This window comes from Kribbella sp. NPDC056345 (assembly GCF_042262745.1).
Lineage (GTDB): Bacteria > Actinomycetota > Actinomycetes > Propionibacteriales > Kribbellaceae > Kribbella.
Map to the genome: position 1 here is coordinate 594,306 of NZ_JBHJQQ010000003.1, position 26,199 is coordinate 620,504.

Annotated in this window: 18 protein-coding genes; 13 read left to right on the top strand and 5 right to left on the bottom strand. The window is 67.6% G+C overall.

Translation table 11 applies throughout. From position 1 onward, the window contains the following. Window positions 1-89 precede the first annotated feature (89 nt). Together ACFCV3_RS13590 and ACFCV3_RS13595 are read right to left on the bottom strand one after the other, a co-directional pair. Window positions 90-4,067, bottom strand: a complete 3,978-nt coding sequence (locus ACFCV3_RS13590; RefSeq protein WP_376029915.1) for an RICIN domain-containing protein — start codon at window positions 4,065-4,067, stop codon at window positions 90-92. Further along, window positions 4,045-10,266: an RHS repeat-associated core domain-containing protein gene (locus ACFCV3_RS13595; protein ID WP_376029917.1), complete on the bottom strand. Its 6,222-nt coding sequence runs from the start codon at window positions 10,264-10,266 to the stop codon at window positions 4,045-4,047. Before ACFCV3_RS13595 ends, ACFCV3_RS13590 begins: the two co-directional genes overlap by 23 nt. A gap of 122 nt (window positions 10,267-10,388) precedes the next feature. Here ACFCV3_RS13595 and ACFCV3_RS13600 point away from each other — a divergent pair, with 122 nt between their 5' ends. Beyond that, complete coding sequence (locus ACFCV3_RS13600) at window positions 10,389-11,753, top strand: FAD-binding oxidoreductase (RefSeq protein ID WP_376029919.1); 1,365 nt, start codon at window positions 10,389-10,391, stop codon at window positions 11,751-11,753. 13 nt (window positions 11,754-11,766) lie between these two features. Here ACFCV3_RS13600 and ACFCV3_RS13605 read toward each other — a convergent pair whose 3' ends face one another. Beyond that, on the bottom strand, window positions 11,767-12,144 hold the full coding sequence (locus tag ACFCV3_RS13605; protein ID WP_376029922.1) for a DUF5997 family protein: 378 nt from the start codon (window positions 12,142-12,144) through the stop codon (window positions 11,767-11,769). Window positions 12,145-12,175: 31 nt separating this feature from the next. On the opposite strand from ACFCV3_RS13605, the gene ACFCV3_RS13610 reads away from it, so the two are divergent. From ACFCV3_RS13610 to ACFCV3_RS13640, 7 genes are all read left to right on the top strand, one after another. Further along, on the top strand, window positions 12,176-12,892 hold the full coding sequence (locus ACFCV3_RS13610) for a LysR substrate-binding domain-containing protein (RefSeq protein ID WP_376029923.1): 717 nt from the start codon (window positions 12,176-12,178) through the stop codon (window positions 12,890-12,892). Between the two features lie 57 nt (window positions 12,893-12,949). After that, complete coding sequence (locus ACFCV3_RS13615; RefSeq protein WP_376029926.1) at window positions 12,950-13,456, top strand: VOC family protein; 507 nt, start codon at window positions 12,950-12,952, stop codon at window positions 13,454-13,456. A gap of 94 nt (window positions 13,457-13,550) precedes the next feature. Next, entirely contained in the window at window positions 13,551-14,111 is a 561-nt protein-coding gene (locus ACFCV3_RS13620) for a hypothetical protein (protein WP_376029927.1), read from the top strand. After that, window positions 14,108-15,031 (top strand): hypothetical protein, encoded by a 924-nt coding sequence (locus ACFCV3_RS13625; RefSeq protein ID WP_376029930.1) that lies wholly within the window; start codon window positions 14,108-14,110, stop codon window positions 15,029-15,031. The genes ACFCV3_RS13620 and ACFCV3_RS13625 overlap by 4 nt, the downstream gene beginning before the upstream one ends. Window positions 15,032-15,119: 88 nt before the next feature. Further along, window positions 15,120-15,359: a hypothetical protein gene (locus ACFCV3_RS13630; RefSeq protein WP_376029933.1), complete on the top strand. Its 240-nt coding sequence runs from the start codon at window positions 15,120-15,122 to the stop codon at window positions 15,357-15,359. After that, window positions 15,349-17,388 carry a hypothetical protein gene (locus ACFCV3_RS13635; protein ID WP_376029935.1) on the top strand — a complete coding sequence of 680 codons (2,040 nt, stop codon included), beginning with the start codon at window positions 15,349-15,351 and terminating at the stop codon, window positions 17,386-17,388. Before ACFCV3_RS13630 ends, ACFCV3_RS13635 begins: the two co-directional genes overlap by 11 nt. Window positions 17,389-17,399: 11 nt before the next feature. Further along, window positions 17,400-18,053, top strand: a complete 654-nt coding sequence (locus ACFCV3_RS13640) for a hypothetical protein (protein WP_376029937.1) — start codon at window positions 17,400-17,402, stop codon at window positions 18,051-18,053. Window positions 18,054-18,068: 15 nt separating this feature from the next. On the opposite strand, the gene ACFCV3_RS13645 is transcribed toward ACFCV3_RS13640, so the two are convergent. Then, complete coding sequence (locus ACFCV3_RS13645) at window positions 18,069-20,162, bottom strand: GMC oxidoreductase (RefSeq protein WP_376029940.1); 2,094 nt, start codon at window positions 20,160-20,162, stop codon at window positions 18,069-18,071. Window positions 20,163-20,220: 58 nt separating this feature from the next. Here ACFCV3_RS13645 and ACFCV3_RS13650 point away from each other — a divergent pair, with 58 nt between their 5' ends. Then, window positions 20,221-21,303 (top strand): aldo/keto reductase, encoded by a 1,083-nt coding sequence (locus ACFCV3_RS13650; protein WP_376029942.1) that lies wholly within the window; start codon window positions 20,221-20,223, stop codon window positions 21,301-21,303. Here ACFCV3_RS13650 and ACFCV3_RS13655 read toward each other — a convergent pair. Further along, window positions 21,290-21,880, bottom strand: coding sequence for a TetR/AcrR family transcriptional regulator (locus ACFCV3_RS13655; RefSeq protein WP_376029944.1), 591 nt, complete (start codon window positions 21,878-21,880; stop codon window positions 21,290-21,292). The two genes, ACFCV3_RS13650 and ACFCV3_RS13655, sit on opposite strands and share 14 nt — an antisense overlap. A 77-nt stretch (window positions 21,881-21,957) precedes the next feature. On the opposite strand from ACFCV3_RS13655, the gene ACFCV3_RS13660 reads away from it, so the two are divergent. From ACFCV3_RS13660 to ACFCV3_RS13675, 4 genes are read left to right on the top strand one after another with little or no spacing between them, the layout of a single operon-like run. After that, window positions 21,958-23,172, top strand: coding sequence for a helix-turn-helix domain-containing protein (locus tag ACFCV3_RS13660; RefSeq protein ID WP_376029947.1), 1,215 nt, complete (start codon window positions 21,958-21,960; stop codon window positions 23,170-23,172). Window positions 23,173-23,229: 57 nt separating this feature from the next. Continuing rightward, window positions 23,230-24,438 carry a DegT/DnrJ/EryC1/StrS family aminotransferase gene (locus tag ACFCV3_RS13665; protein ID WP_376029949.1) on the top strand — a complete coding sequence of 403 codons (1,209 nt, stop codon included), beginning with the start codon at window positions 23,230-23,232 and terminating at the stop codon, window positions 24,436-24,438. Then, on the top strand, window positions 24,438-25,154 hold the full coding sequence (locus ACFCV3_RS13670; protein ID WP_376029952.1) for a hypothetical protein: 717 nt from the start codon (window positions 24,438-24,440) through the stop codon (window positions 25,152-25,154). Before ACFCV3_RS13665 ends, ACFCV3_RS13670 begins: the two co-directional genes overlap by 1 nt. After that, the gene (locus ACFCV3_RS13675) at window positions 25,154-25,879 is read left to right on the top strand and encodes an amidohydrolase family protein (RefSeq protein ID WP_376029954.1); all 726 of its coding nucleotides are present in this window, start codon (window positions 25,154-25,156) and stop codon (window positions 25,877-25,879) included. The genes ACFCV3_RS13670 and ACFCV3_RS13675 overlap by 1 nt, the downstream gene beginning before the upstream one ends. Window positions 25,880-26,199 lie beyond the last annotated feature (320 nt).

The following is a 26,199-nucleotide window of genomic DNA, read 5'->3' on the forward strand; positions in this document are numbered from 1 at the left end:
ATTTGGCCGGGCCGCTCGCACAGACTTTCAGGGAAGGCCTATTACCGTCGAGTCGGGGTGCGTTTTCGGTGCGTCGCCGCCTTCAGGCCCTAGTTCATCGAGGTCAGGTTCCAGCGTTGACACGGCCCGTTCCAGTAGGGCCAGGTGATCACATCCGCGCCGGCCAGGTCGCTGCAGCCGGCCACATCCAGGGACCGGCCGGACTTGTTCTGCAGGATGCTCCACGACCCGTCGATCGCCGGTTCGATCCGCCAGCCCTGACATTCGGCACTGTCACTGGGTGTGATCGGTACGACGGGTGACGCGTTCCCGCCCGGACACCCTTGGACGTCGACGTTCTTGCGCGAGTTCGGATCGTAGATCTGGTAGATGTCGTCACCCTTCGGCACGATCTGCCAGCGCTGGCACGGGCTGTTGGGAACCCAGTTCCACATCCGGATCTCGGTGCTGGCCGGGTTGGTGCCGCAGTCCTGGATGTCCAGGACCTTGCCGCCCTTCACCGCCGCCATCTGGTAACGGCCGCTCAGCGACTGTCCGGTGAAGACCGGCCGCAGGATCCACTGCTGGCTGGCTACCGCCGTACAGGTCTCTTGCACCACTGTCACCGCGTTCTCCAGCGAACCTCCTGGCACCGCAGCGCACTTCCCACTGTGTGCGAACCGCAGCCGGACGACAGTGTCGTAGCTACTGCCCTCCAGATACTCCACTGTCATCTGCTGGTTGGCCGTCCCGGCGCACGGCCACTGCAGCAGCGTCGCACCGTCCTGCTGACCCATGTCGTTGACGTCGAAACAGCGTGGCTTGCCGTCGTTCACCAAACCGTTGTTGTGCACGGTGTGGACCTCGAACTGGTCGGTGCCGGCAATCGGGATCACCCGGAACCGCTGCTGGATGTTGCCGTTGCACTGGTACTGATGGACCGGCGCAGCGTCGTCCTGCCGGGCCCCTGGGATGTCGAGACACTTGCTGCTGTGCCGCGCCACCAGTTCGTAGGCCCGCAGATCGATGTCGAACTTCGGTCCGGTCGTCGCCGCGACGGTGGTTTCCTTCCACCCGCTGACCGGCGCGCCGAACGCCGTACCGGTTGACGTCAGCGTGGAGACCTCACGGCCGCCATCGTCGAGCGCATAGGTCAGCGCAGCGTCGTCCTTGCCGTCACCGGTGTAGTCACCGGCGCTCAGGGCTGCCTTGGCCGGGTCGAGCGCTCCCCGGTACCACTGCGACTCCGTCAGTGCGGTGCGGCTCGAGACGAACACGCGCAGGGCCAGGTCGTTCTGACCGTGCTCGTACATCGCCACGATGTCGTCCGCCCCGTCACCGTTGACGTCGGCAACGACCGGTTTGCTCTTCTCCCAGCAGTACGCCGATCCGTCGTACAAGGTGACCGGGGTCGCGGCGAACGCCGTACCGGAGGACTTGCGAACTGTCACCTGGGTGCGGCAGTTGCCGAGGTTGGACATGTCGACCAGGTCGTCCTTGTTGTCACCGTCGATGTCCGCGAGCAGAGGTGCACTGCGGGACCAGTCACCGGACCCCGTGACCCACTGCACCGGCGCACTGATGGTGGTGCCACCCAGGAACAGCAGCACTCGCCAAGTGCCGTTGCCGTTGTCGAGTTGGACGGCGATGTCGTCGGCGTTGTCCCCGTTGACGTCGCCGGAGATGATCCGGGCCGTGCTGAGCGGCCAGCCCGCAGAACCGGAGTGCCAGACCGGGCTCGACTGGGAGACGTACCGGTTGCCGTCGGACTTCAGCAGGTACGCACCGATCCTTCGGCCTGCCTCCTCCCGGAACAGCACGATGTCGGCCCTGCCGTCCTTGTCGAAGTCGCCTTGGACCGGACGGGTCTTGTAGAGCGCGTAGCCGCCGTTCTCGCCGCTGTCCCAGGCAAACGTGCCGGTCTGCAGCCCACCTGGCTTGGACAGTACGTTCCAGACCCCTGTCCGGCCCCAGCCGTGGTCGAGCACCGCACTGACGTCGGCGCGGCCGTCACCGTTGATGTCACCGCGCACCCGCGGGATCGGGTTCGAGTTGCTCGCGGCAAGCAGGTCGTAGCCGAGCCCGACCGGGCTGAGGTTGCCGGCCCGGTCGACCGCCCGGACGAACAGCGTCGACTCCGGGATCCCCGTGTCCGGGTTCGGCCAGACGGTCACCGGAAGTCTCGCCGTACCGTCGGTGCCGATCTTGATCCGGGAGAGGATCGCGTCCTGCTGGAAGCCGTAGACAAACTCGGCAACGTCGGTGTCACCCGAGCCAGGACGCAGTGTCACGATACCGGTGGTCTTGGCCGGGATCCCGTCCTCTCCGTTGTTGGGGAAGTCGCTGGACGACAACTGCGCGGTCTTCGGGGCCGTGGAGTCCAGGACGAAGTAGCAGCGCGTGGTCTCGGCACCGAACTCGATGTCGTCGTCCGGGATGCCATCGTTGCTACTGGCAACGTAGTAGTACGGCACCGAGGCAGCCAGCGCGGTGTTCGGCAGCTGCGGCCACGCGAACGCTGCACCGGAGGTCGTCAGACTCGATGTCGATTCGTAGACCGTGGAGTCGTTGTCGGCCCGGCGGATGGACAGCTTGGTGGTGACGTTGTCGTTGTCCGGGTCGCTGGCGACCGCACTGAACGTCGGCGGCACCAGACCGGTCACCACGGTCGGAGTCTGCACCGTTCCGCACGGACGCGGTCGCGTGAAGTTCAGCTTGACCGGTGGCCGCGGCGCGTTGTTGTAGGTGACGCGCAGCTCGGCGGTGCCAGGGTGGAACTTCTTCCACTGGTAGCGGTTGCCCTCGTCCGGCGCCCGCAGCCCGAAGGTCGCCGTTGCCCCTCGGCCGGTGGCGATGTTCTGCACCATCGACTTCACCTGTGGGCTGGTGAAGACCATCTCCTGATCAGGTTGATGGCCGGTCCAGGCGTTGCCGCTGGCCTGGGCGACCGTGTGCAGCCAGTGTCCTTCGGAGTTGTTCCACTTCAGCGGCACACTCGGGTCGATCGCACGGGTCGCCCACAGGTCGGCCGGTGTCGCGGTGCCGGACGGCGAGTGGTCCAGCACGATCCGGACACCGGCGGCCACGATCCTCGACCCGGCAAGTTTCGTGGTGTCGAACTGGAAGAACGAGCGGTAGCGGACGGCGTAGTCCCACGAGTAGCCGACTTTGGCACCTTCAGCACGGTCGTAGTTCCAGTAGGACTGGTCGTCGGCCATCTGGTTGACGTGCGACCAGAACTGGTGGCCCGTCGACCACGGCGGGTCGATGTAGACCGGGTACTTCGTGGTCGCCGCGGTCAGCAGCTTCCGGTCCGGTACGACGCGCAGGCCGGACTCGGTCCGGACCGTGGACATGACGGCCCGCCGGGACTCCTGGGCCCCACTGCTCCGGACCGCAGCCGGCGCTCCGTTGCTGTCCCACATGACTGCCCGGTCACCGGACAGGACCGTGCGATTCTTGTTGTCAACGGCAACAGTCGAACCGTCGGGCCGAACCCGGACCGTCAGTCCGGTAGCAGTCAGACCGACGTCGATCGTGCGCAGCCGTTCGGCAGCGGCCCGGTTCTTGACGACCAGGACCTGTGCGACCCCGTCGACCTCGGCCCGCAACTTCAGGTCGACGCCCGGATACACCTCCGGGTACGTCGCTGTGTCACCGTCGAGCACGGGCTTCGGCAGCACCGTCGGCCAGGTGAGCCGAAGCCGGTTCTTACCGACACCGACACCGACCATCGCCCGGTCACCACCACCGGACAGCACCAGGTCGGTCACGGTCGCGCCAGGACGGACGGTGCCGTCCTTGGTACGCCGCAGGTTGGTGTTGATCGGTGTCCAGTCGTCACCGCGCCGGGTCCGCACCGGCGCGGGGTGCGCGACCAACGTGTGCTTTCCGTCCGGTTCGACGTACGTCTCGGTGTTCTCGGTGCGCAGGTGCGTCAGCTCGGCGCGCTGTCGCAGTGGCGCAGCGGCCGGGGCCGGGGCGGGTGCCCCGGCCTCGACCTGCGGTGCTGCGACTGCAGGGACGGCGAGCAGCAGTGCGACTGCCGCCGCCAGGCCTGCCCGCTTAGCCGAACCACTTGATCGCATCCACGATCCTCCGGAGTACGTCACCGACCAACACTCCCTTCCAGCCCTTGCCGGTCCCTGACATCGATCCGAAGTCCTTGCTGTCGTACGGCTTCTGCCACTTCGGGGACCCGTCGGGGTAGCGGATCGGATCGGGATCGACTTCCTTGGCCGTCTCGGCGATCCAGTCCTTCCGGTTCGGGTTGCCGAGCTGCTCGTTCAGCCGCTGCTGGATCTCGTCCATCCGGCGTTTCTGCTCGGCCTTCTCCTGCGACTTGCGCTCGCGTTCCTGCTTGATCCGCTCGCTGGCGTTGCCGCGGGTCGGCTTCTCCGGTTTGTTGCCCGGCCGGTTCGGGGTGTTCGGCTTGTTCGGCGGTTTGCCCGTCTCGGGTTTGGGCTGCGGTTTGGGCTTGTCCGGTTTGGGTTTGACCACGTCCGGTTTGCGCACCGGCTTCTTGATCTTGTCCGCGATCTTCTTGTAGATCCACTTGATCTTGTTCACGATCCGGACCACGAACGTCTGGATCCGTTGCTCGATGAACTTGTACACCGTGCGGGCCCGCTCGACCCAGCGCTCCACCCGTTTGGTGATCTTCTCCCACAGCCAGCTGAAGAAGTTCCGGATCCATTCGACGACCAGCTCGATCACCTTGACCAGGATCATCACGACCAGCACGACCAGGATCAGGGCGAAGACGATGATGACCGCCATCTCCAGCACCGGGATGATCACCGCGATCGCCAGCACCGCGGCCCGGCCGTCGGAGTCGTCGAAGACGACCGGGTTGTTGTTGGCGTAGGAGTAGGCGTTCATCTGGCCCGGCTCCTCCGGATCGATCTCCGGGTCGACGGAGATGAACCGCCCGATCGTCGGGTCGTACTCCCGGGCGCCGAGATGGACGAGTCCGGTGCCCGGATCCTCCGTGCCCTTGTGGAAGCCACGCTGTCCCGGCCACTCGGCCGGCGCGGTCCCCCGCGTCTGCCCGTACGGCGTGGTCCGGCGCCGCTGCACGGACTGATTGCCGGCGTCGACCGCGATGTTCGGTGTCCCGTGCAGGTCCGTCAGCAGCCAGCTCAGCTTGCCGTTGGTCCGGACAGCGACCACATCATCGCCGAAGGTGTAGTACCGGGTGCCGTGCAGTTTGCCGTCGGTACCCAGCAGGATCTCGGTCTCACCGAGGTACAGCGTGGTACCGCTGGCGTCCCGGCGCAGCATCCGGTTGCCTTCACCGTCGTACACGAACGACGAGCCCTTGCTGGAGCTTTCCAGCTTGCCCTCGTCGGTCCACTTCAGTGTCTCGGTGCTGCCACCCTTGCTGCGAGTGGTCATGTTGCCGGTCTTGTCGTAGCCGTAGTCGGTGGATGCCGTCCCGCTGGGCCCAGTTGTCGTGACGCTCTTGAGGGCATTCGGGGACAGCCCCGTACCGCCGTACGTGTAGGAACTGTTGGTGGTCGCACCGGTCGGCGTGATGCTCTTCTCGCTCAGCCGGTTGCCGACCTTGTCGAAGGTCCAGCTCTGCCAGTACGCCGCTGGGCCACCCAGGCCGGCCGCAGTCGGGGCAGCCGTGCAGTCGCCCGACTCCGGTGTCCAGGCCTCGGTCAGTCGCCGCTGGTGGTCGTACGTGAAGCACTGCGTGTCGGTGGCCTCAGCCGTCGCGGACGCCGAGCCGTCGACTGCCTTCGTGATGTTCCCGGCCGGGTCGTAGGCGTACTGCGTGTCAGAGATCCGCCTGGGCGAGGTCTCTCGGTCGGTGATGACGCGGGTCACCCGCCGGGTGCCGTACTCGTACTCGAACTTCTGCTGCACCCAGCGACCGTTGGCCGCACCGAGTGTCAGTGTCTGGGTCTCCTCCAGAGCGGTGTAGCTGCTGTTCCGCACATAGGTGCCCAGCTCACTGCTCATTGCTGTCGGCAGACTCTGGTCGTTGTACGTCAGCGACAGCTTCTCCGCCGCCAAGTCACCCACAGCGGGCAGCGAGCGACTCTCGAGCTTCCCATCGGTCGTGTAGGTCTGGTTGATGTTGTACGTCCCGGCCAGTGCGCCTTCCGAGGCCGGCAGCGTCACTGACTGCCCTGTCGGCCGGCCGGCGCCGTCGTAGCCGGTGACAGCGGACGTGTAGGCCTTGCCGTCGACGTAGCGGGTGGTCGAGGTCGGCTTGCCCAGCGAGAGTGAGTCGTACTTCCACTCGATCTGGATCGGCCCGGTCACCGATCCGCTGCGCTGGGTGGTCTTGCGCCCCAGCTCGTCGTACGTGAACGCAGTGACGACACCGCGAGCATCTGTACTGGACGTGATCTGGTCACCCGCGTTGAAGGTGAAGGTCGTCGTACCGCGGTCGGGGTCGGTCTCGGAGATCCGCCGGCCGCGGATGTCGTACTCGTAGCTCCACAGGTTGCCCGCAGGGTCGGTGATCGACTTCAGCTGGCCGAGTGCGGTGTAGGTGTACTTCGTGCTGTCGTACGCGCCGGTCCAGGTGTCGCCGGTGTACTGACGCTGCTCGACCAACCGGCCCCGAGCATCGGTGAGGCGTGTGGTCGGCGCCTGTCCCTGGGGCGGGTCGATACTCTGCCGGGTCGCCGTCGTCTCGTGTTTGGTGCGGTACTTCTCCTGGCCCTCGGACAGGAAGATCTGCGCCACCGGCCGATTCGCACCGTCGTACTGGGTCACGTCCAGTTTCGGTATGACGGTGTCGCCGACGTACAGGATGTCCGTGCCCGGACCGCCGGACGCGAGGTAGGCGCCGGACACGATGGTGCGCTTGCCGCGGCTGTCGTAGCGGTAGTCGGTCACCAGGCGCTCGCCGGCCGGTGTGCCTTCCTGCGTCTGCCGGATGCGCTGCAGCCCGTCGAACAGCTCGTACGTCGTGTCGTAGCGGTTGTCAGCGAGCCGCGACCGCGTAATCACCGCGGACGAACCCTCACCACGCAGCAGGTACTCCTTCTCGACGTCCGCCGGTGTCGTGGCCTTGGGATGACCCGGGTGCCAGATCTTCGACGTCCGGCCGACCGGGTCCAGAGCGATCTCCGCCCGCCGCCCGTCCGGCGACACCTCGGCGATCTGCTCGCCCCACGCCGGCTCGTACTCCTCCGTCGCCTTCATCCCGTTCGGGGCGGTCTGAACGACCTTCGTCGTCGGCCCGTACGCCGGCTCGAACGCCGTCCGCGTCGTCTGGCTCAACGCGTCGGTGACACTCGTCCGGCGGCCGAACTCGTCGTACGTCGCAGTGAACACGGTCTCGTACGTCGGGTTGCCGTTGCTGTCATGCCCGGACAGCCGCTCGCCCCTGGTGGGTACACCACGGGTCGGGGTGGCCGCCAGCGCGGTGTGGTCGTCGTAGAACACCCGCTCGTCGCTGAGCACGTGAGTGGAGTTCCACGGCTTGTCACAGCCGACCGAGACCGTCTGCTCGCGACTGAGCAGTTCCTGGAGGCCGCTGGCCGGGTTGTCCAGGTACTCGTACCGCGTGCAGGTGTCGTCGTTCGGGGTGGTCGCGTCGTTGGCCAGGTGTTTCGCGAGCAGGCGGCCCTTGGCGTCGTACTCGTGGCGGTTGGCAACGTTCAGTGTGCCGCCGTCGACTGCCTGGTACTGCGTAGAACCCTTCTGAGCCGTCACATACGCGTGGCGCGTGCCCCACGGCTTCGTCTCGGTGGCGGTCGGTTCCGGCGAACGCCAGTAGTCGTTGATCGACTTGTTGACCACAGTCGCACCGGAATAGGTGATCTGCTCCCGCACCTGGCCCGCGAACTCCGGGGTGTCCTCTACCGAGGTGCCGGTGGAGTCGGTGATCTTCACCGTCCGGACTCCACCGTTGGCATCCTTGTCGCCGTTCATCCCTCGGAAGTACTGCGTCTCTTCCGTGGACTGGGTCTCGCCCACGGCGCCCTTGATCACCTTGACCTTCTCGTAGCCCCGCCACTCGTTCCACGTCTTCGTGGTGGTTTCGGACAGTCCGTCCTGCTCATCGAAGTGCCAGGCGGGCGCACCGACGTACTGGACCTTCGTCGTGACGGGAATCGGGGCTGCCGGCACCGTGGTGGCCGCGCTGCGGTCGACCTCGTTCGTCTCGGTCACGACGTACTTGTGGAACCAGTCCTGCCGCTCACCCTGGTTCGGCGGCGTCCACTTCTGCGGACGGCACAGCCGGCCGTTGCTGGCCGGGTCCGGGAGGGAGGTCGGCGTACAGTCCTTCGGCGAATAGCCGACCGCGAGGTCGCCACCGGTGCCGTAGTGGACCTTGTCGATCCGGTACCAGATCAGACTGGGCAGGTTCGGGTCGGCCGGGTTCACCCGGTTGTCCATGCCAACGCCGTCGAAGTTCGTCTCCGGCATCTGCACGTCGCCACCGACGCGGCCCGTCTGGGTGACACCTTCGAGCCACAGCGCCCGGCCGCTACCCGCGCCAGTCGTGTACTCGTGCCGCAGGTCCCAGGTCTGTACGTCGGTGAACGCATTGCCGCGCCACACCTGCGTAGTGACCCGGCTGAGCCGCTTCTGCGTCCAGAACGACGGTGTGAAGTGGTTGTCGCAGTTGGTGGTGCTGGCGCAGTTCAGGTCCCAGGGAGTGTCCGGGTACGTCGCCGGCTGGCCCGGACCGCAGTTCGTGCCTTCGCAGCGCTCCGCCGGAGTGAACAGCACCCGGCCGAGCGCCTTCTGGCTGTAGACCTGCCCGTCCCGCTGGCCGTACTCGATGGACCTCAGGATGCTGTTGCGCGCATACGGGCTGACCGCCGACGCCGTCATGTTGCGGGCGTAGTTGTTGGTCTCGGTGTCGTAGAACAGGCTCATCGTGTTGCCGTGCCGGTCCACCACGTAGTCCAGCTGCCAGCGGTACGCCTGCTGACACCACGAGTCCGCGAAGGCGGTCCGGTTGCACTGCTCACCGGCGTGGTTGCCGAACACCGGCATGGTCAGGGCGGACCGGGTCTCGGGCTGTCCGGAGGTCCAGCCCGGCAGGCGGTTCAGACCGAAGTAGAACCTTGAGCCGTCCTTGGTGGTGACCCGCCAGTACTCGCCCTTCTCGTGCGTGACCAGCCCTTCGTCACCGTTGGCCGCGCCCCAGAACTTCTCGATCACCGTGCCGTCGTCGCCCATCAGCCGCCAGGTCTCCGACGTGTCGGTCTTCGACACCAACAGCATGTCGCCGGACTTGCCGGTCATGGCGATGCTGGCGTTCTCGGTCGCGAAGCACATGTCACCGGTCGACCGGGTCCCGTTGTTGCCCGCGTCCTTCGAACACGACTTGAATCGGCGCTCGATCGCACCACCGCCACTGATGTCGAAACCCTGCCCAGCCGCGGACACCTGGTTGTTCGTGGCCGAAGTGAGCCCGTCCAGCGAGGCGGACGAGTACTGCAGCGCGACCGACGGCTGCGGGCCACCGATCCCCGGCGGCGCCTCCATCGGCATCGACCACTCGAACGCGCCGGACGGTCCGCCGATACTCCACTTCGCAGCGCCACCGCTCAGGTCGCCGCGGGCGTAGTCACCGCCACCACCGGACTCAGCTGCTGCCAGCATCAATGTCGACGATGCCGGTACGTCGGCCTGCACCGTCCCGTCGCCCTTGTTGCTACTGGCGTAGGACTTGCCGGTCTTGGCGTCGTACAAGCGGAGGCGGTTCGACCAGCCACCACCGTAGGTGTCAGCGAACTCTGCGTAGTTCACGGTCAGCCGGACAGTCCCAGCGGCCTTGCTGCCATCAGCGCGGCGCACGTCGACCTGCATCCGGTCGCCGCGCCGGCCACTGATCGCGACCTGCACCTTCGCCGGGCCACTGGCGACACCGTTGGCCATCCAGGCCTTGGTGGCCGCAGCACCCGCACTCACCCAGACGGGAAGACTTCCGGCCCGTTGCTGGGGTACCGCCGGCTGCCCCGACAGTACGGCGTTCCACCGGCCCAGCGCCGTACTGCCGCCCGGCGTGGGGACCGCGGCTTCGGCCGAACCCGCGGCCGGCCAGCTCGTCCGGAGCTCCTTCTTGCGGGTGGCATCAACCATCGCCGGATCCGCCGGGCGTGGGACGGGCTTTGCGGTCACCCCCTTGACCGGCTTGTCCTGCCGGAGGGCAACGGGCTTGTCCGGCTCAGGCGCGGCGGCGGCCGCGGTCATCCCTTGCTGCTGACTGCCGACGACCAAGGACAGGCCGAGAACTCCGGTCAGTAAGGTACGAATCAGTGGGCGGACTCGACGTCCGATGCGTGGGGCGGGCTGATCCTGCATTGCGGCTTCTCCTCGCTCACGGGCGTGAGGCAAGCGTGCAGGCTGGACCGTCGGCGTGCGACGGTTTTGATTGACCTGGAAAAGTCTCGTCACCGACGGTGACGACAAGAGGGGAAAACGGCATGTCGAACGGAACCGCACTGATCGAACAGCTCCGGCAGAACGTCACTGGGCCGGTACTGACGCCGGACGATGACGGCTTCGCCGCCGAGCTCGCCGGCTTCCGGCTCAATGCCGCCCACAGTCCGGAGGTGGTCGTCGGGATCACCTCGACGAGCGATGCGGCGGCCGTGGTCGCCGCGGCTGCTGTGGCCGGTACGCCGATCCACGTCCTGGCCACGGGTCACGGGCCACTCCAAGTGACCGAGGGTGTCGTGATCACGACTTCACGGCTCAAGGGCATCAGCATCGACCCGGCCGCGAAGACCGCCCACATCGAGGCGGGCTGCCGCTGGGGCGAGGTCGTCGCGGCAGCGGCCGAGCACGGGCTCGCCCCGATCACCGGCGCCTCCGCGACGGTCGGCTGTGTCGGGATGCTGCTCGGCGGCGGGTTCGGCCCGCTGGCCCGCACGTACGGCGTCGCCTCCGACTGGGTGCGTGGCTTCGAGCTCGTCACCGGCGCCGGCGACGTGGTGACCGCGAACGCGACCGAGCACCCGGATCTGTTCTGGGCCTTGCGCGGCGGCAAGGGCGGCTTCGGCGTCGTCACGTCGGTCGATGTCGAGCTGGTCGAGCTGAGCACCCTGTACGGCGGCTCGGTCTTCTTCGACGCGCCCGAGATCGACAGCGTCATCCGTACCTGGATCGACTGGACCAAGACGTTGCCCGAGGCAGCGACCACGTCGGCGGTCATCCTGCGACTGCCGCCGCTGCCGTTCATTCCCGAACCCCTGCGCGGCAAGACGGTCGTCAGTGTCCGGTTCGCGTACGTCGGCGATGCCGCGGAAGGCGAGAAGCTGTTCGCCCCGATCCGCGCGGCGGGCGCGGTCCTGATCGACCTGCTCGGCGAGATGCCGGCCGCGAACATCGCGCAGATCCACAACGACCCGACCGATCCGACGCAGGCCTGGGACCGCGGGATCCTGCTCAACGAGCTGGACGCCGGGTTCGCGGACACCTTCCTCGGTGCGGTCGGCCCGGACCAGCAGGTGCCGCTGGTCGCGGTCGAGCTCCGGCATCTCGGTGGCGCGGTGAGTCGCGACGTACCGGAGGGCAGCGCGGTCAGCGGGCGGAACGGCGCCTACTCGTTCTTCATGGTCGGGGCGCCGGATCCGAGCCTGTTCGAGACCGTCCTGCCGGCGGTGGCAGGGCAGATCCTCGGCAGCGTGCAGAAGTGGACCTCGGCCGAGAACGCCATCAACCTCGCCGACGGCTTCGCCATCCCCGGTTCGTACGACGCCTGCTGGCCGGCCGAGACCCGGGCCCGGCTGGACGAGGTCCGCGCGACGTACGACCCGCAGCGGCGCTTCCCCTACGGGCCGAGCTAGTCCCGGGCCAAACTCAGGGGCGGAGTTTCTCGTCCTTCAGGCGGGCGGCCTCGGCCCGGACGTCCGCCTGAATGCCCCGCTCGAGCTCGAGCCAGTCCGGGTTCTCCTCCCGGATCGCGTCGATGTCTTCGGTGGTCAGCGCGTCGGTGACCCCGGCGCGGGCCAGCCCGCTGATCGAAACCCCGAGCCGCGCGGCCACCACCGAGCGCGGGTGCGGCCCGTGCTGCCGAAGCTCCTGCAGCCACTCGGGCGGGTTGTTCTGCAGCTCCGTCAGCTCCTCGCGGGAGATGAATCCGTCCTGGAACTCGGCCGGAGCCGCCGGAAGGTAGATGTCCAGCTTCTTCGCCGCGGTCGCGGGCTTCATGTCCTGAGAGGTCTTACGTGCGGTCATGGGTCAAGGGTATCCGCAGTAACCTGGCCCGGTGACCGATTCCTCCTTCCGCCTCGGGTACGTGCCGGGCGTGACACCGGCCAAGTGGGCGCGGATCTGGGCCGAGCGGTTGCCCCGGACACCGATCGAGCTGATCCAGGTCGCAGCCGCCGACGCGGTCACACTGGTCCACGACGCCGGCGCCGACGCCGCGCTGGTGCGGCTGCCGATCGACCGGACCGGCCTGCACGCGATTCCCCTGTACGTCGAACAGACGGTCGTCGTGGTTCCGAAGGATCACGTGGTCACGGCGGTCGAGGAGGTCGCGCTCGACGACCTCGCCGACGAACTGATCCTGCACGCACAGGACGACGTACTGGAGTGGGAGCAGCCGTTACCAGGCCGGGTGATCGACGAACGCCCGGCCACCACCGCGGCGGCGATCGAGTTGGTTGCCATGGGCACCGGCTTGCTCGTGGTGCCGATGTCGCTGGCGCGGCTGCACCATCGCAAGGACCTCACCTTCCGCCCGCTCCTCGAAGCGCCGTCGTCCCAGGTCGCGCTGGCCTGGCCGGAAGGTGCGGAGTCCGGCCTGGTGGAGGAGTTCGTCGGCATCGTCCGCGGCCGCACCGCGAACAGCACCCGCGGCAGCCGCCCGGAGCCCGAGCCGAAGAAGGCCGAGCCCAAGAAGCAGCAGAACCGGCCACAGCAGAAGAAGAGCGCCGCCCCGAAGGGCCCGACCCCCAAGCGCAAATATCGGCGCCGCTAGATTTCAGTTGAGCCTTCAACTATACTTTCCCCGTCAGTCACCAGATGGGGGTATGCGATGGCGATCTTCCGGCTCAATCACGCGGTCCTGTACGTGCGCGACGTGGCCACCAGCGTCGCGTTCTACCGCGACGTCCTCGGCTTCGACTACACCGAGGGCGGCGATCACGGGGCCGCGGCCTTCCTGCGCGCACCCGACTCGACCAACGACCACGACCTAGGCCTCTTCCAGATCGGCCCCGAAGCCGGCCCCTCCGGCGCAGGCAAGACCACCGTCGGCCTCTACCACCTGGCCTGGGAGGTCGACACCCTCGGCGACCTGACCGCTCTCTCCGCCAAACTCCAGGCAGCCGGCGCCCTGGTCGGCTCGTCCAACCACGGCACCACGAAGTCCCTGTACGGCAAGGACCCCGACGGCCTCGAGTTCGAGATCGTCTGGATCATCCCCGCCGACCTCCTCACCCCCGCCGACCGCGACCACGCCGGCGTCACCCGCCTCGACCTGGACGCCGAACTGGCCAAATACGGCCCCGACACCCGCAGCGGCACCGGCATCTCCCGCTAATTGCCACTTCCTGCAACCGCATTGCCCGTCAGCGTCACCCCGCAGCAACATAGGGTGACCCTGACTGACAGGTGAGGCTACGGGGAAGGACGGCATGAAGATCCGTCAAACGGTCTGCAGCACAACGCTGGCACTAGGTCTACTACTGGGCACAACTGCCTGCGGCAGTGACACCAAGACCCAACCACCGGCCGAACAGCCGCGGGTAGCCCCCACCACCCCGAAGCCGACCCCCGTCGACCCCACCGTCGCGGCGAAGGCAAAAGTCCTGGCCGATTACAAGCTCTTCATCGACACACAATCCCGTGGCTTCGTCAGCAACAGCCCGACGTTCCCGTACGAGCAGGTCATGACCGGGAATGCACTGGCGGCGGCCAAGTCGGTGATGGCCGGCGCTCAGATGGCGGGCCTGAAGTACAGCGGCTCAGCGCGGTTCCTGAAGGGCGAGGTATCGGCCCTGAACCTCAAGGCCAAGCCCGCCACAGCGACCGTGCGGGCCTGCATCTTCGACGGCCTCAAGTCAACCAGCAAGCGTGGCAAAGTCACCTCGCTCCAGGACAAGCTCTCCCGTGAGGACCAGATGGTGCTCGTCGATGGTCGCTGGAAAGCGAGCGAGACCAAGGGCCTCGACAAGAGCCAGGAAGGCTGCGCATGACCAGGCTCGTGGTCGCCGCGGCCACCGTCGGCATGCTCGGCGCCCTCATGACAGTCGTGCCGGCATCGGCAGCTCCGACGTGCGGTACTCCGACCGCGTCGGTGCAGGTTTCACAGGACTCCGCGAACAGCAACCTCCGCTGCCCCGGTGTACCACCGAAGAACCACCCCAAGGTCCCCGGTAAGACCCAGACCGCGGGGAAGGTTACGAAGCCCGCCTGTGTCTGGGTGCCGAAGCCTGACTACCAGGCCGGGGCCGGGCAGCCAGTGGAAGGCAAGGGCGGTCACTGGTACCAGAAGTTCTGCAGCTTCGGCGACTACCAGACACTCGCCGACTTCCAGCGAGCGATCGCCGGCCTCGACGCCATGGACACCCAGCAGACGAACATGCTGCAGCGAGCCGGCCTCGAAGTCCGATTCTTCACGACCACGCCGCCGGCGCCTCGCCGTACCCCTGAGCAAGCCATGCTGGAAATCTACGGCCGGATAGATTTCCCGAAGACGTTCCTCGCGGTGAACCCGACACCGGCCAAGCAGGTTATCGGTCTGCCGACCTGGGTCTGGCTCACCGGCGAGAACGGCCGGTTCGATCCGAAACGGTACGCCGTACAGACCAAGGAGCTCGGGACGACCGAGGGCTACCAGTTGAAGTGGCAGATCGTCCCGCAGGTAACGCTGTCACCAGGCGTCGGAGAACCGCAGACATGCGACGGAGCCGGCGTGCCGTGGTCCGAGGACGCCGACCAATCATCCGCCTGCACAGTGACCTACAACAAGGCAGGCCGCTACACCCTGACCGCCGACGTCGGCTGGACCGTTCGCTGGTGGCTCGCCGGCGAAAGCCAGGACCCCATCCCCGGCCCGACGAACACCGCCACGCAGGAAGTCACCGTCACCGAGATCCAAACGGTGACCCGCTGACGTGCCAGAACCCACCGGAGCCGGCGCCGTTCCGCACCCGCTGCACGCGCATCTGACGCAACTACTGAGGCGCGTCGGAGTGGCGCAGATGAGGCTGACGAACAAGCAGCAGAAGCCAACTGCGGCGATCTCGGACGGCACAGCCTGGGTGAGTCCAGCCGCCACCCGGTGGGCCGGTGAGTTCATCCCCCAGGCCGCGAAGTACGTCGGTGCCGTCCGCGCACTCAACGACGACCTGGAGCAACTCCTGCGCCGCACCCCCACCACCTGCACCGAAGAAGAAGCCGCCCGCTGGCGCGCCAAACTGGGCGGTCCTCGTGGCGTATAAGGACGAGGGCGGCCACGGCGCACAGGCCGACGGCCTCTGCATGATCGACCCCGTAGTCCTGGGCGGCGTCATCAACGACCTCGCCACCATGGAGTCAGCAATCGGAGCCGAGCTCAAGGGCCTGAAGGCCGAGTTCGCCAAGGTCGGCGTCTCCACCCAGCCCCTCACCGACCTCACCAACGTCGCGAACTGGCTTCACAACGAGCTCCCCATGCTCCGCCGCCGCCACGCCGCCGCCGTACTACTCGCATCCCAAGGCATGCCCTCCGTCCCCGGCACCCCAATGCTCTCCATGACAGAGGATCCGACAGGCGCGACCAAGCGGGCCGGTGAGCTGCTCGCGGCAAGACTGCGCGACGCACTCGATGGCAGGCCACCGGGCAAGGACGGCCTGACCGCTGCCGCCAAGACGTTGCAGCAGCTCACCGGACGAAAAGGGAAGCTGAGCCCGGACGACATCGCCTTCCTGCAGGCCCTGTACGGCAGTCTCGGCCGCCAGGTGTACCGGCTCCCCGGGCAGCTCGGAGACGACAAGAAGGCGAAGTCGGCTTTCGTCGAAGGGCTCCTCATGTTGTCGAACAGCAAGACCGGCGGCGGGTTCGACAAGCTGCCGGCCGAAATCCGCCACGACGCGCGTGACAACGCTTGGACCTACTGGAACCTCCCCGGAGACAAGGTTCGGACGTCACCGCCGGGCCAGGGCTTTCACGACCTGGTCGCGTTCCTGCAGAACCAGGACGCCGGCAACAATCTCGGCCCAGGCAAGGAACTGGCGATGGCGATTGCCCGGTCGGTGGGCGACGAATTCCGTCTGAAGCAATGGCTCGCGGATGAGTACGGCAACGTCGCAATGCCGGACCAGATGAAGAACAACGTATATCTGGACCTGAGCCAGGCTCAGCAGATGCTCGGTCTGGTCTCGCGCAACCACGACGCGGCCACCCAACTGGTGGGCGAACCCGAATTCATGGGACAGATCCTCGGCCAGCGCTGGGACGACAACGGAAAGGTGGTCGCCGGTCTGACCGACTGGGCCGCCAGAGCCGCCGTCAACCCGCTGGACCCCGAACACAAGCTGGCCAAGGAAGCATCCGCACGACTGATCAACACAGTGACGACCAACGACGACGACCAGAAGCTGTTCCAGATCGCGGTGAACGGCGCCAAGAACAACCCGGAGATCGCCCGCGCCTTCAGCAGAGTCGTCGCCGCCAACATCGCCGACTTCGGCGAGGACGATCCGCAATCGACAAGGGCGACCAGCACGAACGGCGACCTGGCGATCCCCACCGACCAGCGGCAACGGCTGGCGATGCTCGGCGGGATGGATCCGCAGGGCCGCGCCATCATGCGCATCGCCGCCAGGACCTACACGATCGAGACCCTCGGCTCCTACCCGGAGATCGAGGCGGCACGACGCATCGCAGCGGTCGACGGAATCATCACCGCCGGTGGTCACAACGCGATCTACTACCGTGAGACCGACGACGCCGACCGCAAGACCAAAGCCCTTGCTGCCGCGGCTGCCGACGACGCGGCCGTGGACTCCATTCTCCGCAAGTTCTACGACACCGCAGCAGGTTTGGTCCCCGGTGGCACCGCGATCGGCTTCGCCAAGGACGCTCTTTCCGCATTGCTGAACAAGGGAATGACGCTCCCCGAGCCAGATCCGGTGCAACCGGGACAGATCTCGACCGACAAGGATGCGACCGGCGCCCACGTCCCTGAGGTGAAGGCCGCTCACGACCTGGCCGACGCGCGCCTCCGAGCCGACGGCGGCCAGAACAAACTGAAGTTCCCGCCGAACATGTTCAAACCCGACTCGCACGGTCGCCTTCAGCTCAAGGACCTCAGTGAGATGGACCAGAATCAGCGTGCGGTGCTCAGAGTCTGGGCGGACCGCAACGCGGGCACGCTATACCTGGGCACCTACAGCGAGGGTTTCCGGAACTACTACTCGGAAGGTTCGAAGGTGAACGACGGCTCCGGCCCGATCAAGAACTTCGTAGAAACGAGTACGCCTCGATGAAAAGGTTTGCTGTGTTCGCGCTCCTGCTGGTCGCTGCGGCTGGTTGTGATTCCACCGCTGGTCGCAAACAGCCGTCTCCCAGCATGTCGACCAAACCGACCGCAGCGCCGACAGTACTAGTTCCGACCAACACTGATGTGACCGTAAAACCGCCTGCTGGTTCGCTGACTGCTCCGCAGCGAGAAGTTCTCGCCGTTTACGAGGAGTACATCGCGGCTGAGTACCGGTTTTATTCTCACCCATGGTTTGTCGATCCTGTGTATGCCCGCATCGTGAAGCCGGGATCGCCGTTCGCACCTCTGGCTACCGATACGATCGGCCGGATCGGGTCGGTTCTTGTCGAGGTTCGTTCCGTTCAGTTGACCGGCGCAACCAAAGCCCGGGTCGAAACCTGCACCGACGACCGCGCGGTTCGCTATCTCGGCCGTAATGGAGAGATCGACATCAAGGGTCCCGCGGGCGACAAGTTGCGCGGCGGAATCCTTGAGGGCAATATTCGACTCGAATACACGACTGAGGCTGCCGAGGACGGCAGCACCTCCAAGACCCCACGCTGGCTCATCGCAGGCGGAGGCGCGCTCGCCGACGACGGAACCTGCGCCAGCCTCGCAGCGAAACCACCCCTGACGCCGACACCGCGCACCCCCATCACCGCGACACCCTGAGCGTGGCAACCGGTCCTACGTGGATTCGTGGACCTGGTGGTTGGTGATTCGTAGGGCGTTGGCTAGGACGGTGAGGACTGGGTTTACGCCGCCGTTCGTTACGTGGACGGAGGCGTCGGTGATTCGGACGTTGGGGTGGGCCCAGAGACGGCCGTGGGGGTCGGTGACGGAGTGGGCTGGGTCGTTGCCCATGCGGCAGGTGCCTGCTTGGTGCTGGCCGGTGCTGGCGCGGGCCGTTGTGCCGAGGGTGCTGGTGGCGGTTCGGACGGCGCCCGCGGTGACGAGCCACTCGCGGGCTTTGGCGCTCATGAATGTCTGGGCGCGGACGTCTTCGGGGTGGATCGAGCCGCTGATCTTGGCGACCGGGTTGCCGAAGCGGTCGCGGGTTCGGGGGTCGATGCGGATCCGGGAGTCGGGTGAGGTCACCTCCTGGATGGGGCCGACGACTCGTAGCATCCGGCGGGCTTCGTGGCGCATTGCTTGTTTGCCGGCCAGGCCGGCGCGCGGGATCAGGCCGGCTCCGGTCAGGTAGTCGTACGTCGCTGCCGGAGTCGGCACGAATTCGTTGGCCAGCATGCCGCCGCCGATGATGCCGTCGTTGCCGTGCCGGAAGTCGCAGGTCGCGATCGAGACCCCAGGACCGATCAGATCGGTCAGCTCGTCGTCGAACAGTCCGACGGCACCGGCGTACACATGGGCCTGCAGGTAGCGGCCGACCTGATCGTGGTTGTTTCCGAGGCCGTTCGGCTCGGCGGGGTGCGCGCTGTTGAGCAGGAGGCGTGGGGTTTCGGAGGCACCCGCGGCGATGACGACTTCGGCGCACTCGATCGTGCGTCGCCAGAGCTGTCCGTCAACCAGCGCGACCCCGACGACTCGACCGTTGCGGACGACCAGCCGCTCGGCCGTGGTCTCGGTGAGCAGCGTGCAGTTGCCGGTCGCGAGGGCGGCCGGGAGTGCCGTGTTGTGGGTGCCTGACTTTGCCTCGACAGGACACGCGAATCCGACGCACTGACCGCAGCGGACGCAGGCCGCGCGGCCTTGGTAGTCGACGGAGTTGATCAGCAGCGGTACGTCGAGAGTGCCCCAGCCGAGCGTTTCCGCAGCAGCTGCGAGGCGGTGGGCCGGCCCGGTGCGAGGCAGTGGCGGCATCGGGAGCTCGCGTGGCTCGTGCCACGGGTCGACGCCGCCACCGCTGACCCCGAACCGCTGCTCGGCCAACGTGTAGTACGGCGCCAGGTCGTCGTACGAGATCGGCCAGTCCGCAAGCCCGCTCCCCTCCGGTACACCGTACGTGCTGGCCATCCGGAAGTCGTGCGGCACGAACCGCCACGCCTGCGCGCCGTACACCCGGGTCCCACCGCCAACGGTGAACGCATTGTTGCCCCAGTCCCCGTCCGGCGGCAGCGGGTACGACGTCACTCCGTCGACGACTGCAACCCGTGGCCGGCCCTGCGGATCCGGATCGGTCACCGCGGGGAGGCCAGCCACCGACCGTGGATTCCGCAGGTGGTCGTGTGCGAGCGACTCGGTCGTCGGATACCGCCCGGCCTCGACCACGAGCACCGTCCGGCCGGACTCGGCCAGCACCTGCGCCGCCGTACCACCGCCGGCCCCCGACCCGATCACCACCACGTCATACCGATCCGCCAACGCACTCCGCGGCGTAAGCGTCAGCTCAGTAGACACCGCGTCCCAAGGCCCTGCCGCATCGCTCCGCCAGCCCACCATCCGCCAAGCCCCAGGCCCGCCGCCTCCCCGCACCTCCCCACGCGTCGTCTCCGCGTAGGCCCCACCCTCTCCCGCGCGCGAGCCCCCGCTCTCTCCACGCGTCTCCCCCGCGTAGTAGCCCTGCGCGATGAGCCGGACCAGCCACGCCCCGTCCCCGTCCGCGAGCACCGCCTCGAGCGCCGCCTCAGCTTCTTGCATCACTACGTCCCCAGCAACCGCCAGCGCGCGATCCACCCGGGGGCGCCAGTCCGGCCGGTCCACCGTCAGCACTCGCTCGATGAACCCCACCGCGCCGGCCTCCGCGGCCGATGGGTAGTCATCAGCCGGTACGGCGAGTTCGGCCAGCCGCTCGAGCACCTGCCGCTGTGTTTCGGTCAGCACGTCCAGCCCTCCACAGTTTGTACTTGCCGGTCCATTTTCTCCGAGGAACGCTGGAGCCATGGCACTCGACAACTATTACCTGCTCGGCCGCTCGGGCCTCCGCGTCAGCCGGCTCGCCCTCGGCACGATGAACTTCGGCACCGGCGGTTTCCACGCCCCCTACGGCCGCACCGCCGACCAGGCCGGTGCGCTCTTCCACACCTATATCGATGCCGGCGGCAACTTCATCGACACCGCCGACTTCTACACCGCGGGTGAGAGCGAGCAACTCCTGGGAAACCTGATCTCAGAGAGCGCTCTCCGAGATCGCGTCGTTCTCACGAGCAAGTTCACCAACAGCGTCGACCCCGGCAACCCGAACGCCGGCGGCAACGGCCGCAAGCACATGATCCGCGCGGTCGAGGACTCGCTGCGCCGGCTGCAGACCGACTACCTCGACCTGTTCCTTCTGCACACCTGGGACCGGGTCACCCCGATCGACGAGGTCCTGCGCACGTTCGACGACCTCACCCGCGCCGGGAAGATCCGGTACGCCGGACTGTCCGACGTACCGGCCTGGTACGCCGCTCGCGCGCAGAACGACACGGTCCCGATGGTCAGCCTGCAACTCCCGTACTCGCTGGCGGAGCGAACCATCGAGACCGAACACGTCGCGATGGCCCAGACCCTCGGCCTCGGCATCACTGCTTGGAGCCCGCTGGCCAGTGGATTCCTGACCGGAAAGTACCGCCGCGACGAACTCGAAGGGATGGCCGGCGAAGGACGTCTGACCGGAGAGAGCGCTCCCTCGCGATCCTGGAGCGATCGGCACTGGGACCTGCTCAAGACCCTCGAAACAGTGGCCGACGAGCTCGGCGTGACGATGGCGCAGGTGGCGGTGAACTGGGTCGCGACCCAGCCCGGTGTCGCGTCCGCGATCGTCGGAGCGAGCTCGCCGGAGCAGCTCACCTCGACGATGGCTGCGCTCGACTTCGACATCCCGGCCGCCCTAAGGGCCGACCTCGACACGGCGAGCGCCGTACCGGCCGAGTCCGTGTACCGGATGTTCACGCCGGAGTACCAAGGCTGGCTGGTCAGTGCAGGGACGAAGGTTGCCGACAAGCCTGCTGGTTACCAACCGCCGGTCGTCAACTGGTCTTGACGCGCAGATAGTCCAGGCAGAGATCGAGGGCGTCCTCGAGATGCTGGGCCGAGCCGGACGACATCAGGATCGCGACCCCGCCCTGGATCGCGGCCATCAACGCCGCCGCGGCACGAGTGGCGTCAACATCCAAGCGGATCTCACCGGCGGCCTGCATCTCCTCGATCCCTGCCTGCAGGCGGTGCTGCCATTGGGTGAGCAGCTTGCCGGTGACCGCCTGCGCCGCGGGCGTGTGCCGCCCGATCTCGGTGATCAGTACGCCGAGCGGGCAGTGCACGCCCTGCCGCCGGTACTTCTCGACCAGCACGTCACGCCAGTCCTGCCAGGCATCCCAGCTGGTCAGCTGGCCGAGCTGCGGCTCCTGATCCTCGATCACACGCTCGGCCTCGCGCTCCGCCACGGCGAGCAGCAGCTGCTCCTTGCCGTCGGGAAAGTAGTGGAACAGCTGGCTTTTCCCGGTCCGGCTCCGCTGCCCGATGTCGTCCAGCGTCACCGCGGCGATCCCGCGTTCACGGATCTCCACGGCGGCCGCGGCCACGATCCGGTCCCTGGTCGCGGCCCCTTTTGCAGTCAACACGCAGCCGACTGTACGGCGCGGGTTGTTGCGAGGGCACGGTGATCTGGTGAGACTGAGCCGGTGAAGGCTGACCGGCGATGGTGACGACGATCGGGGTGGTCGGGCCCTCGGACCTGGTCACCTCCACGTGCAAGATCATCGGATCCCAGCGCGGTATCGAGGTTCTGCCTCTGAAATATCGCCGGGAGACCGATACTCCGAAGGTGCTGGCCGAGGCGCCGCCGAGTGTGGACGCATGGCTGTTCACCGGTGTCGTCCCGTACCAGATCGCCGCGGCGAACGACCTGCTCGACCGCCCGGCGACCCACGTCGAGTACACCGGCGCCACGCTGTTGCGGGCGCTGGTCGAGCTGCTCGGTGACGGCCAGGACATCAAGTCGATGAGCATCGACGTCCTGGACGAGGCCCAGGTGCACGAGACGCTGGCCGAGGCCGGCCTGCCGACCCGCGGTGTCAAGGTCCTGCCGTACCACCCGGGGCTGAGCTCGGACGACGTACTGGAGTTCCACCGGTCCGCCAAGGCGACGGTGGCGATCACCTGCCTGCGGTCGGCGTACGACAAACTGCGGTCCGAGCGGCCGACCATCCGGCTCGCGCCGTCGATCCACTCGGTGCGCAGTGCACTGAACGGTCTGCTGCTCGTGCACGACGCGTTGCGCAGTGACGACGCCCAGATCGCGCTCGGGCTGGTCGAGATCGCCGCCGCCGGAGAGAGCGCTCTCCGGCGCGAGGCCGGTTCACTCGGCGGCAGCGTGATCCCGTACGACGACAAGCGGTATCTCGTGGTTGCCACCCGCGGACCGCTGGAGCAGGCGACGGCGTCGTTCACCGAGCTCGGGATGCTGACCCGGTTGAAGGAGCAGTTCGGGCCGGTGCGGATCGGGTTCGGGATCGGCGGTTCCGGGATCGAGACCGAGGCGCTGGCGCGGCGGGCACTCGGCCGCGCGAAGACGGCCGGGCGGACCGCGGCGGTCGTGTCGCTGCGCAACGACATCGATCTGATCCTGGTCGGCGGCGCGACACCACGAGCGCAGCAACGGTCGAAGCTGCAGCTGCTCGCGCAGCGGGCCGGGTTGTCGAAGGCAACGCTCGAGCGGCTGCAGGAGCTCGTGCATTCGGAGCCCGAGGACGGAGTGACCACGCGTTCGGTGGCCGACCATCTGGGGATCCAGCCGCGGACCGCGCGGCGCGTGCTGAACCGGCTGGAGCGCGCCGGCCTCGCCGACGCGACCGGGACCCAGATCGGTACCGGGAGCGGACGGCCACTGGTCGTCTACCGCGTCCACCTCTGATCCAGTAGGGTCGGTGGTAATTACAGCCATGACCGTAATTACCACCGCGGAGGCCTTGTGTCCGAGCTTGCTGTAAATGGCGGGACTCCGGTTCGTTCCACTCCCCTGCCGTCGGTTTTCAACGCCGCCGGGCGGCGCTTCGGCGACGAGGAGGTCGCGGCGGCCGAGCGGGTGTTGCGCAGCGGCATGCTGTCGGCCACCTGGGGCACCGAGGTGCGCGCGCTGGAGCGCGAGTTCGCGTCGTTGCTGGGCGCGGGCCATTCGGTTGCCTGTAGCTCCGGTACGGCGGCGCTCCATCTGGCCGTGGCCGCGGTGAACCCGGAGCCGGGCGACGAGATCATCACGACCCCGATCAGCGACATGGGGACGGTCTTCCCGATCATCATGCAGAACGCCGTACCGGTGTTCGCGGATGTGGATCTGACCACCGGGAACCTGGATCCGGCCGCCGTCGAGGCGGCGATCACACCGCGGACGAAGGCGGTACTGGCGGTCCACCTGTTCGGCAAGCCGGCTCCGATCCGTGAGCTGCGGGCGCTGTGCGACAAGCACGGTCTGCTGCTGATCGAGGACTGCGCGCAGGCGTATCTGGCGCCGGTCGGCAATGTCTATGCCGGCCGGATCGGCGACATCGGGTGCTTCAGTCTCCAGCAGTCGAAACACATCAGCGCGGGTGACGGTGGGCTCGTGATCACCGATGATGCGGCGCTGGCGCGGCGGATGCGGCTGTTCACCGACAAGGGCTGGCCGCGGGACACCGACGAACGCACGTACCTGTTCCTCGCCCTGAACTACCGGATGACCGAGCTGACCGCGGCCGTCACGCGGGTTCAGTTGACCCGACTGTCCCAGGTGGTCGACGACCGGCGTACCAGCGCCGCGAAGTTGACCGCCGGGGTCAGCGATCTCGTCGGTCTGCTGCCGCCGCGAGACGATGACGATCACGTGTACTGGCAGTACCCGCTGCTGCTCGACGGCAACATCCATCCGTGGGCGGCCGCCCTCACCGCCGAAGGCGTCCCGTGTACGCCGGGCTACCTGACCGAACCGCTGTATGCGGCGCCGGCGATCCGCTCGAAGGTCACGTACGGCGACTCCGGCTTCCCGCTGCAGGACGTCGAGTACCCGCCCGGGTTGTGCCCGAACGCCGAGATCCTGATCAACGACCGGCTCGTGGTGCTGCCCTGGAACGAGAACTACAGCGGCGCCGACGTGGACGATATCGTCACCGCGATCCGCAAGGTCCACACCGCCCTGGAGTCTTGATGAACGAACCCTTGCTGCTCGACTGCGACATCCTGGTCGGGCACGACGTGACGACCGGGCGCTGGAGCCGGCCCGAACGGGTGCGGGAGGTGTTCGCCGGGACCGGGATCTCCGGTGGGCTGGTGTCCTCGTTGCGGGCGGTCCACTTCGACGTACCGTCGGGGAACGACGAGGCCCAGGTAGTGGCTGAGGGCAACGGGTGGACGAGCTGCCCGGTGCTCGACCTGCGGGATCCGCTGGGTGCTGAGCGTGAGCTGGATCGGTTGCTGTCCTCGCAGCGGCCGGCCGGGATCCGGTTGGCGCCGACGGCTCAGGCGGTCGAGCCGTCGTACCCGTCGTTCGGGCATGTGGCGCGACTCGTCGTGGCGGCTGGGCTCCCGTTGTTCGTGGAGGGCGACGTACGGGTGGTCGGTCCGGCGCTGCGGGATCTCGGGGCGCGGGTCGTGTTCCTGGACACGCACTTCTACTACCTGGGCGACTTCGTGCTGCTGGCTCGCGCGGAGCCCGGGTTCCACACCTCGACCCGGATGCTGACTGGCCCGGATTCGCTGGAGATCGTAGCTGCCGAGGTCGGCGCCGGCCGCCTCGTCTTCGGTACCCGGACGCCGTTCCACGAGACCTACTCGGTGCTCGGCCGCCTGCTCAGCTCGAAGCTGACCCCGGCCGAGATCGCCCAGGCGGGCAGTCAGTCCCTGACCAAGCTGCTGGAGCCGTGATGCTGATCGACGTCCACGCCCACTGGGGCCCGTGGTTCTTCTCGATGGAGGTCGGCCCGATCTCGGTCAACCTCGAGCTGATGGACCGCTTCGGCATCGACCTGCAACTGGTCTCCTCGATCGAAGGCATCGTGTACGACGCCCCGGCCGGCAACCGCGCGCTCGCCGGGCAGCTCCCCGCCGACGACCGCCTCCGCGGCATGCTCGTGATCGATCCCCGCCGCCTCGACGAGGCCCGCGCCGACCTCCGCGACCTCGTCGCCGGCAACGACCGCTGGGTCGGCGCCAAGATCCACACCGAGTACAGCCGCACCCCGATCGCCACCCCCGCCATGCAGGCCGCCATCGAGCTCACCACCGAGTTCGGCCTCCCCACCCTCGTCCACACCTGGGGCGACACCGTCCTCGACCTCGCCGACCTCGCGGCCCGGGTCCCCGGCTCCCGCCTGATCGCCGGCCACATGGGCGCCGGCGCCTGGCGCCAGGTCCCCGAAGCCGCCCGCCGCGCGGACAACCTGTGGTTCGAACCCTGCTGGTCCGCCCCCGACGCCGACCGCATCCGCTGGATCCTCGACCGCATCGGCCCCACCCGCCTGATGTTCGGCACCGACGCCACCCTCATCGACCCCTCAGTAGCCCTGGGCGCCCTCACCGCCGCCGCCCTGACCCCCACCGAAGCCGACGCCATCCACCACCAGAACGCGGCAGCCCTCTTCGCCCTCTGACCGCCCCGCCAGCCACCCCGAATCCGGCCACGAGCTGCTCGGGCCCGGACACCCACGCCATCACAACTGCGCGCCTACGCCGAACCCACGCTTGGCGGACCGCGATCCGGCCAATTGTGATGGCCTGGGGGTCCGCGCCGTACCAGCTCGCCCCCGCGCCCCGACCATCTGGTGGGTCCACCCATCAGCTTGTGGGTTCCCCCACCGCATGCGCCTCAGGAACCCACCACCCCGTGGGTCCACCCACCAAACGCCGAGCGCCGAGCGGCCTCCCGCCAGTTGCCGGGGGCGAGCACACCTCGTGGGGGCTTTGAACAGGT

What these genes read in the sequence shown, in the direction of transcription:
- ACFCV3_RS13590 (WP_376029915.1), bottom strand. Translation starts at nt 4,067, where the DNA reads ATGCGATCAAGTGGTTCGGCTAAGCGGGCAGGCCTGGCGGCGGCAGTC.
- ACFCV3_RS13595 (WP_376029917.1), bottom strand. Translation starts at nt 10,266, where the DNA reads ATGCAGGATCAGCCCGCCCCACGCATCGGACGTCGAGTCCGCCCACTG.
- ACFCV3_RS13600 (WP_376029919.1), top strand. Translation starts at nt 10,389, where the DNA reads ATGTCGAACGGAACCGCACTGATCGAACAGCTCCGGCAGAACGTCACT.
- ACFCV3_RS13605 (WP_376029922.1), bottom strand. Translation starts at nt 12,144, where the DNA reads ATGACCGCACGTAAGACCTCTCAGGACATGAAGCCCGCGACCGCGGCG.
- ACFCV3_RS13615 (WP_376029926.1), top strand. Translation starts at nt 12,950, where the DNA reads ATGGCGATCTTCCGGCTCAATCACGCGGTCCTGTACGTGCGCGACGTG.
- ACFCV3_RS13620 (WP_376029927.1), top strand. Translation starts at nt 13,551, where the DNA reads ATGAAGATCCGTCAAACGGTCTGCAGCACAACGCTGGCACTAGGTCTA.
- ACFCV3_RS13625 (WP_376029930.1), top strand. Translation starts at nt 14,108, where the DNA reads ATGACCAGGCTCGTGGTCGCCGCGGCCACCGTCGGCATGCTCGGCGCC.
- ACFCV3_RS13630 (WP_376029933.1), top strand. Translation starts at nt 15,120, where the DNA reads ATGAGGCTGACGAACAAGCAGCAGAAGCCAACTGCGGCGATCTCGGAC.
- ACFCV3_RS13650 (WP_376029942.1), top strand. Translation starts at nt 20,221, where the DNA reads ATGGCACTCGACAACTATTACCTGCTCGGCCGCTCGGGCCTCCGCGTC.
- ACFCV3_RS13660 (WP_376029947.1), top strand. Translation starts at nt 21,958, where the DNA reads ATGGTGACGACGATCGGGGTGGTCGGGCCCTCGGACCTGGTCACCTCC.
- ACFCV3_RS13670 (WP_376029952.1), top strand. Translation starts at nt 24,438, where the DNA reads ATGAACGAACCCTTGCTGCTCGACTGCGACATCCTGGTCGGGCACGAC.
- ACFCV3_RS13675 (WP_376029954.1), top strand. Translation starts at nt 25,154, where the DNA reads ATGCTGATCGACGTCCACGCCCACTGGGGCCCGTGGTTCTTCTCGATG.